General features: G+C 48.7%; 9 protein-coding genes. All 9 read right to left on the bottom strand.

Annotation, left to right across the window (positions count from 1 at the left end):
* On the bottom strand, window positions 1–202 hold a 202-nt coding region (locus QM529_07150; protein ID MDI9314430.1), incomplete at its 3' end, for a hypothetical protein.
* Window positions 203–406: 204 nt separating this feature from the next.
* Window positions 407–1096 carry an ABC transporter permease subunit gene (locus QM529_07145; GenBank protein MDI9314429.1) on the bottom strand — a complete coding sequence of 230 codons (690 nt, stop codon included), beginning with the start codon at window positions 1094–1096 and terminating at the stop codon, window positions 407–409.
* Window positions 1097–1129: 33 nt separating this feature from the next.
* Window positions 1130–1825: an ABC transporter permease subunit gene (locus tag QM529_07140; protein MDI9314428.1), complete on the bottom strand. Its 696-nt coding sequence runs from the start codon at window positions 1823–1825 to the stop codon at window positions 1130–1132.
* A 120-nt stretch (window positions 1826–1945) separates the two neighbouring features.
* A complete protein-coding gene (locus tag QM529_07135; protein ID MDI9314427.1) occupies window positions 1946–2722 on the bottom strand; it encodes a transporter substrate-binding domain-containing protein in 777 nt (258 codons plus the stop codon).
* Between the two features lie 105 nt (window positions 2723–2827).
* On the bottom strand, window positions 2828–3664 hold the full coding sequence (locus QM529_07130) for a transporter substrate-binding domain-containing protein (GenBank protein ID MDI9314426.1): 837 nt from the start codon (window positions 3662–3664) through the stop codon (window positions 2828–2830).
* Window positions 3665–3767: 103 nt separating this feature from the next.
* Entirely contained in the window at window positions 3768–4556 is a 789-nt protein-coding gene (locus QM529_07125) for a transporter substrate-binding domain-containing protein (GenBank protein MDI9314425.1), read from the bottom strand.
* A 38-nt stretch (window positions 4557–4594) separates the two neighbouring features.
* Window positions 4595–5389, bottom strand: coding sequence for a transporter substrate-binding domain-containing protein (locus QM529_07120; GenBank protein MDI9314424.1), 795 nt, complete (start codon window positions 5387–5389; stop codon window positions 4595–4597).
* A gap of 144 nt (window positions 5390–5533) precedes the next feature.
* Window positions 5534–6856, bottom strand: a complete 1323-nt coding sequence (locus tag QM529_07115) for a folylpolyglutamate synthase/dihydrofolate synthase family protein (GenBank protein ID MDI9314423.1) — start codon at window positions 6854–6856, stop codon at window positions 5534–5536.
* Window positions 6857–6906: 50 nt separating this feature from the next.
* On the bottom strand, window positions 6907–7819 hold a 913-nt coding region (locus tag QM529_07110; GenBank protein MDI9314422.1), incomplete at its 5' end, for a prephenate dehydratase domain-containing protein.

The raw sequence follows: 7819 nt of genomic DNA, 5'->3' as shown, positions 1-7819 counted from the left end.
GCATCAATTTTCCATCGACGTTGTTCGCCAATAAATTGGTGTTTATATCTTGTGCCGCATTGTTGCTGGCTTGTTGCGCCAGGGCCTGGTTGGCAAATAACCCACTGCTAAGAATGGTTGTGATGAGCATCGCGCATGATAGTTGTGATATCGCTACGTTGCGTGGGTGCGTTTTAACGCCAGTAAGTAGGTTGTGTTTCATGATATGTCCCTTTCTCACGAAATATGGTTGTCCACAATTGCTAAACAACTCCATGCTACCTAGCCTGGCGTTTATAATCTCTTTGTCCTTAAAAGTCAATGTTTAACTTCAAATGATACTTTTTCACCTATGCTTTCACTACCGCAAGCGCGGCAAAACTATTATCGTTTTTCTCTCGGGTGGCATTCACGCGCTTCGCGGCGATTAACGCACCATCAGGTAACCACAAAATTTTCGTTCGATTATTTTGAATATACCAATCAACCCATAGGTCAAGACAAGGTAGACAAGAGCGGCGGTTAACATGCCCTCGTAAGCGACATTGAAGGAAGCATTAAGCCAACGCGCCGCGCCGGTAATATCCATCAGGGTAAAAATTGAAGCGATGGAGGAAGATTGCATGAGGTAAATGACCTCGTTATTATAAAGCGGCAAGACGCGGCGGAATGTCGAGGGGAAAATAATTTTTCGATAGATTGCCAATTTTGACAGCCCAAGGGTTTTGGCCGATTCGATTTCGCCCGGCGGCGTGCCCAAAATACCATTGCGCAAAATTTCGGTGGTGTAGGCACCGGTGTTGAGCGAAAAAACCATAATCACGCAAAAATACTCGTCTTTCAAAAAATTCCAGGCCCACGAATCACGCACCGCCTCAAACTGCGCCAAGCCATAATACACCAGATAGGTTTGCACCAACATCGGCGAACCGCGAAACAGCAGGCTGTAAAAACGCGTGATGTTGCTTAACACCGGCACCTTTTCAACAATAATAAGCGATGACGCCACCGCCAGAAAAAAACCAAAAAACAGCGGCACCGCGGTCAGGAACAGGGTCATCCCTATCCCTTGCAAAAATACATGAAGGTGGTCGAACACCAATTTGATATCAAACATGTTTATAGTCTTATTCTTTTTTTTTATGGAGGGTTATTGGTAACGACGCCGGAATTTAAAGGTGCGTCTTTCTAAATAATTAAAAAAACTGCTTGAAAATATCGTTAACGAAAAATAAAATATCACCACCGCGACAAAAAACACAAATGGTTGTTTGGTGGCCTTACCCGCCTTATCCGCGTAGCCCACCAAATCATAAAGCCCAATCACCGACACCAAGGCGGTGGATTTGACCAACACCTGCCACACGTTGTTGACGCCGGATAAAGCCGCAACCACCATGGGGGTTAAAATTATTTGACGCAAAATAGTGAGGCGGTCAAGCCCAAGGGTTTTGGCGGCCTCGACCTGGCCTTTCGGAATCGCGAGATAGGCGGCGCGAAAGGTTTCAACCAAAAACGCACCATTGTAAAACCCCAGGGTGATAACACCGGCCCAAAATGCGCTGACATTAATGCCGCCCAAATTAAAATGGTCGCTCAGCCAATTCATTACCACCTGGCCACCATAGAACACCAAAAATATCATCACCAAGTCGGGAATGCCGCGGCATATAATGGTGTAGATATTACCCACGCCGCGCGCGATGCGGTTGCGACTTAATCTGGCGTAACAGCCGACCGCCCCCATCAGCACCGCCAAGCCAAATGATAAAAAAGCCAGGGCCAGGGTGGTAACCAACCCCGATAAAAGCAGGGGGCCATATTGAAATAAGATGGTGAAATCCATGGTGTTAAGGAACCGCTTAAACTAATCTTGTCGCGTTAAAATAGCATAAAAAAATGGGGCTTCAAAGAATTTATTTCCCCGAAGCCCCATTAAAACCTGTCAATTTTTTTTCAGCAATGGTTATTTGCCGTAGATGTCAAAATCGAAATATTTTTTATTAATTTTGGCATAATCACCATTTTTGCGAATGGTGGTGATGGCTTTGCTGAAGTCATCGCGCAAGGCGGTGTCTTGTTTACGCACGCCAACCCCGACACCGGTGCCCAAAATGGCCGGGTCATATTGGTCTTTGCCAAAGGCGGCGAAACCCTTCGCCGCCGGCGTTTTTAGGAATTCGCCCAACGGAATCGAATCGACAAAAATCGCATCAAGCCGACCCGCCACCAAATCGGCGTTGGCCGATTCCTGCGTGGCGTAGGAACGCAATTTCACATCGGGGTATTTCTTTTTCATGAAAGCCTCCGACACGGTGCCTTGTTGCACGCCAACGGTTTTGCCCTTTAGCGCGCCAGCATCATCGGACAAATTAGCCGATTTTTTGCCAGCAAAACGCGCCGGCGTGTTGTAATATTTGTCAGAAAAATCAATTTTCTTTTTCCGTTCGTCGGTTATCGACATCGATGCAATAATCGCGTCGCATTTTTTGGCCAACAGGGCGGGAATCATGCCATCCCAATCCATTTTGACCATTACCGGCGTTTTGCCCATTTGTTTGATTAAGGCATTGGCGATGTCTATATCAAACCCAACCACTTCACCCGATGGCGAAATGGTCGAAAATGGGGGATAGGCACCTTCGACGCAGACTTTCACTGCATCGGCGGCAACGCCACGGCTGGCCATTGTCAAGGTGAGAAAACCCACCGCAAGCAATGTTTTGTATGATTTGTTTTTCATGGTTTGAACCTCCTCGTTTGTATGTTCAAAAGTTTATATTGTCCCTGACTTAGTCCCTCTATCGCTTTATAGCAACACCCGCAACAATTTTTTTTATAAAAAAAACTACTTATAAATATCAAAATTAAAATATTTATCGTTGATTTTCTTATAAGCACCATCGGCACGAATACCCTTTATCGCCTTGTTCAGGCCGTCGCGCAGGGCGGTGTCGCCCTTTCGCAGGCCGATGCCGGCACCGATGCCCAAAATTTTGGGGTCGTTATGGTCCTTGCCAAAAACGCCAAGGCCAGCCGCTTGCTTGGTTTTTAAAAACTCGGCAAGCGGCACCGAATCTTGAAAAATGGCATCGACTCGGCCGGCCAATAAATCGGCGTTGGCCTCATCCTGCAGGGCGTAGGCGCGCAATTTTATATCGGGGTATATCTGCTTCAAATAATCAACCGCGATGGTGGCCTGTTGCACGCCGACCGTAATGCCCTTTAACGTGGCCGGCGCGTCATTGGCAAAGCGACCTTTTTTAGCAACAAACCGCAATGGCGGGTTGCCATAATATTTGTCGGTAAAATCGATTTTCTTTTTCCGCTCGTCGGTTATCGACATCGATGAAATAATTGCGTCGCATTTTTTGGCCAGCAACGCCGGAATAATGCCATCCCAATCCATCTTCACCATGGTGTATTTCTTACCCATTTTTTCCACAATCGCGCGGCCGATATCAACATCAAACCCAATAATTTCGCCCGATGGTGAAATGCTGGAATAGGGCGGGTTTGCCCCCTCGATACATACCCGAACGCTGTCATCGGCGGCGATTGCATTAGGGGCAGTTGTTAAGAAGCTGGCAGTCAAACCAAGCGTCGTGGCCAGGGTCATGGCCAAATTTACGCCCAGCGTCGCCGCCTTGCTCACCACCTTGGGCGGTAATTTTTTATTTTTCATTTTCTGCTCCTTAAGAAATCTATTTAAAAAAACTATTTATAATGTTTATGATAATAGCTTACAACCACCAGCGCAAGCATTATTTTTTATTTTAAACAAAAAACTACTTATAAATATCAACGTCAAAATATTTATCGTTAATTTTTTTATAAACGCCATTGGCGCGAATCGTCTTTATTGCTTTGTTAAAGCTTTTACGCAAAGCGTTATCTTCCTTCCGGACGCCGATGCCGGCGCCACTGCCCAAAATACTGCGGTCGCGATGTTCAACGCCGAACATCGCAATATTGGCTTCCTTCGCTTCCTTGGTTTTTAACAATTCTTTTGTCGGAATGACAACTTGGAACATCGCGTCCAATCGGCCATTGAGCAAATCGGCATTGGCTTCGTTCTGGGTGACGTAGGACCGCATTTTTACCTCGGGGTATTTTTGTTTTATATATTCCTCGGCCACCGATGCACGTTGCACGCCGACCGTTTTGCCTTTTAAGGTTTCTGGCTTGTCATCGGGGAACGCGCCTTTTTTTGCGACAAATCGTTCGGGCGGCGGGGCGTAATAGGGTTCGCTGAAGCTTATTTTTTTCTTACGCTCCGCGGTGGTGGCCATCGACGAAATAATCGCGTCGCATTTTTTGGCCAACAGGGCGGGGATAATCCCATCCCAATCCTGCTTCACCAGCTTATATTTCTTGCCCATCGTCTTTGCCAGGGCGCGACCGATATCGACATCGAACCCGACGATGCTACCATCGGCGGCCAATTCGTTGTAGGGTGGCGAGCCACCCTCGACACAAACCTTAAGCTCGTTATCCGCGGCAAAGGCCAGCTTCATGCCATGGCCGCAAAACGGCCCCGCCATAATGCCCAATAATAACCATCTTAAACTTTTCATGTCGCTGCCATTAAAATGATATTGTTGTAAAAAATATTTTATTTTGAAATATCAAAATCAAAATATTTATCGTTGATGGTTTTATATTCGCCGCTGGCATGAATGGCCTTTATTGCTTTGTTAAAACTTTTCCGCAGGTCTTCATCCTCTTGCCGCACGCCGATGCCCGCCCCCGGCCCCAGAATTTTTACATCGCGGTGGTCAACGCCAAACAGGGCAATGTTGGCCGCGATAGCTTCCTTGGTTTTTAAAAAATCCTTTGTCGGCACGACATCTTGAAAAATCGCATCGACCCGACCATCCAACAAATCAGCATTGGCCTCGTTTTGCGTGGCGTAGGATTTTAATTTGACCTCGGGGTATTTTTCTTTCAAGAACTCCTCGGCGATGGTCGCCCGTTGCACGCCGATGGTTTTGCCCTTTAAGGTTTCGGGTTTATCGTCGGGGAATTTGCCTTTTTTTGCCGCGAACCGTTCCGGCGGCGATGCGTAATAGGGGTCGGTGAAACTGATTCTTTTTTTACGCTCCTCGGTTATTGCCATCGACGAAATAATCGCATCGCATTTTTTCGCCTTGAGGGCGGGGATCATGCCATCCCAATCCATCTTTACCATGTCATATTTCTTACCCATTTTTTTCAGCAGGGCGCGACCGATGTCAACATCGAACCCAACAATCTCACCATTTGGTGACAATTGGTTATAGGGGGGCGAACCGCCCTCGACGCAAATTTTTAAACTATCGCCCGCCGCCTGGGCTTGCTTCGCGCCATAACCGGCGTGGGCGCAAAGCACCGCCACCGCACTCAATAATAATAATTTTATATTTTTCATTTTATTTTTTCCCTCCAAGAAATATTTTTTACAAAACGCCCTTGCTCTAATGATAGGAGTGCGCCGCAGGTCGTGGCCAGTGGCCAATCGCCCAAATGGCTATTTTGCGGGTGTTTTGTCTATAACAGCAAAATAAAAAATCAATTATACCGCCAGCGCGGCCAATAATTCACCGGCGAGATACAAACTGCCACAGATAACCACGCGGTTGTATTGACCGGCTTGTTTGATTTGTTCCAACCCCGACCGCCAATCGCGCGCCGGCGTGGCGGCCAGGCCGAGGGTGGCGGCAACCTGGGCCAAATAATTTGGGTCGTGGGCATGGTGTTCGCCGCCATCGCCCAAGCCGACCGGAAAAAAATGAATGGCGTTTTTACCCAAGGGCAAAAATTCGGCCAAGAAATCTTGCGGCGCGCGATTATGCAACATTGCAAACAGCAATGCGGTTCGGGCGGTTGGCGCGCCATTGCTTGGCAAGTTTTTCAACCACGCCGCCATTGCCCGTGCGCCGTTGGGGTTATGGCACCCGTCCAACCACACGCTGGTGGTCGCGGGTAAACCGAGCGACAGCGGCGGTAGCGGTTGCAAACGCGCCGGCCAGGTTGTGGCCGCCAAGCCATGGCGGATGGCGTCGCGTTTTATATCGCGCTGGAGCAATGCAAAAAAATGAAGCACCGCAGCGGCCGCCACCGCACCGTTCATATATTGGTGCGCGCCGGCCAATGCCGGTTGGCCAAGGTTTATTTGCTGGTTGTTGTGCGAAAGAATGAGCTCATCGCCCGCCACGGCGTAATCCACCACTTGCAATGTTTTATTATTTTTTTGCGCTTGGGTTTGCAATACCTGTAATGCCGATGGCGATTGCGGCGCGGTTACCATGGTCGGGGCGGTCGCCGGCGTGATGATGCCCGATTTTTCAAAGGCAATTTTTTCTATGTTGTTGCCCAAAAATTCTTGATGGTCTAAATCGATCGGCGTGAAAACCGCCATTTTGTCGGCGGTGATAACATTGGTCGAATCCAATCGGCCGCCCAGCCCGACCTCGCACACCAAAAAATCGGCCGGCGTTTCGGAAAATAATAAAAATGCCACGGCGGTGGTTAATTCAAAAAAAGTTATGGCGTCGCCGTTGTTGATTTTTATCACCCGTTGCAATGTATCCATCAAGGCTTCATCGCTAACCTCCACCCCCGATAAAATTATTCGTTCGTTAAACCGCACCAGATGCGGCGAGCAATAACCGTGATAGGTCGCGCCCGATGATTTTAAAATACTGCAGATATTGGCGAACACCGAGCCCTTGCCATTGGTGCCGGCGATGTGAAATGTCGGCGGCATTTTTTGTTGCGGCGCGCCAAGTTTCGCCAGCAATTTTTCCATCCGCCCCAGCGACAAGTCGATTCTTTTCGGGTGCAGGTTCATGACCGACGCCAACAATCTTGTCAGGGCGGGGTTTTCGCGTTTCATGGTGGCGGGCTTCACGGGGTAAGTGGCAAATTAAAAAATTGCAAAAAAAATTACGGGTGATTTTTTACAAACGACCCCAACGGCCGCACCATGGTGGTGAAGTATGACAATTCTTCCAACGCATGTTGCACCGCCGGTTGTTGCGGCGTGCCGGCAAATTCGATATAAAATTCGGCGACGCCGCCACCGGCCAACATCGGGATGTAACTTTCCAATTTTAACAAATTGATATTGTTGCTGGCAAAACCGCCCAGGCATTTATACAACGCCGCCGGAATCGACTTGGTCGAAAATATCATCGCGCTAACCACATTGTCCTGCGCGGTGTCGGGCATGATTTCATTTTTCGACAGCACGATAAAACGCGTGATGTTATTATCGCTATCTTCCAAATTGCGTTCGATAATTTTCAAACCATAAATATCGGCGCAAATTTCGGCGGCCAGGGCCGACATCTCCCCGTTGTTTTTTTCGGCCACCATGGCGGCCGCGCCGGCGGTGTCGTGAAATTCAATCGGCGTTAACCCACGCGCCGCGATATTTTTTTTACATTGCGCCAGGGCCTGGGGGTGGCTGTAAATATATTTTATTTTTTTCGGGTCGGCATCATCGGCCGCCAACCAACAATGTTGGATTTTTTGAAAATGCTCGGCGATAATAAACAAATTGGTTTTGGGCAATAATTGGTGAATGTCGGCGACGCGCCCGCCGGTCGAATTTTGAATCGGTATCATGGCCAAATCGCAATCGCCATTGGCGACGGCGGCAAACGCGCCGTCAAAATTGTCATGCGGCACGGCGGTGTGGCGGGGGTAGCATTGTTGGCACGCCATGTGGCTGTATGCGCCGAACCGCCCCTGGAAAGCGACCCGCCCGCGCCGGTCGGCATGGGGAAAAATATAGGGGCGGGGGATAGATGTCTGCGCCATGGTCGCCAAATGAACCCCCCACCCATGCCACAAA

Origin of the sequence: Hydrotalea sp., from assembly GCA_030054115.1 — a bacterium.
Lineage (GTDB): Bacteria > Pseudomonadota > Alphaproteobacteria > JASGCL01 > JASGCL01 > JASGCL01.
Note: the sequence above shows the minus strand (reverse complement) of the source record. Positions and strands in the feature narration are given on the sequence as shown.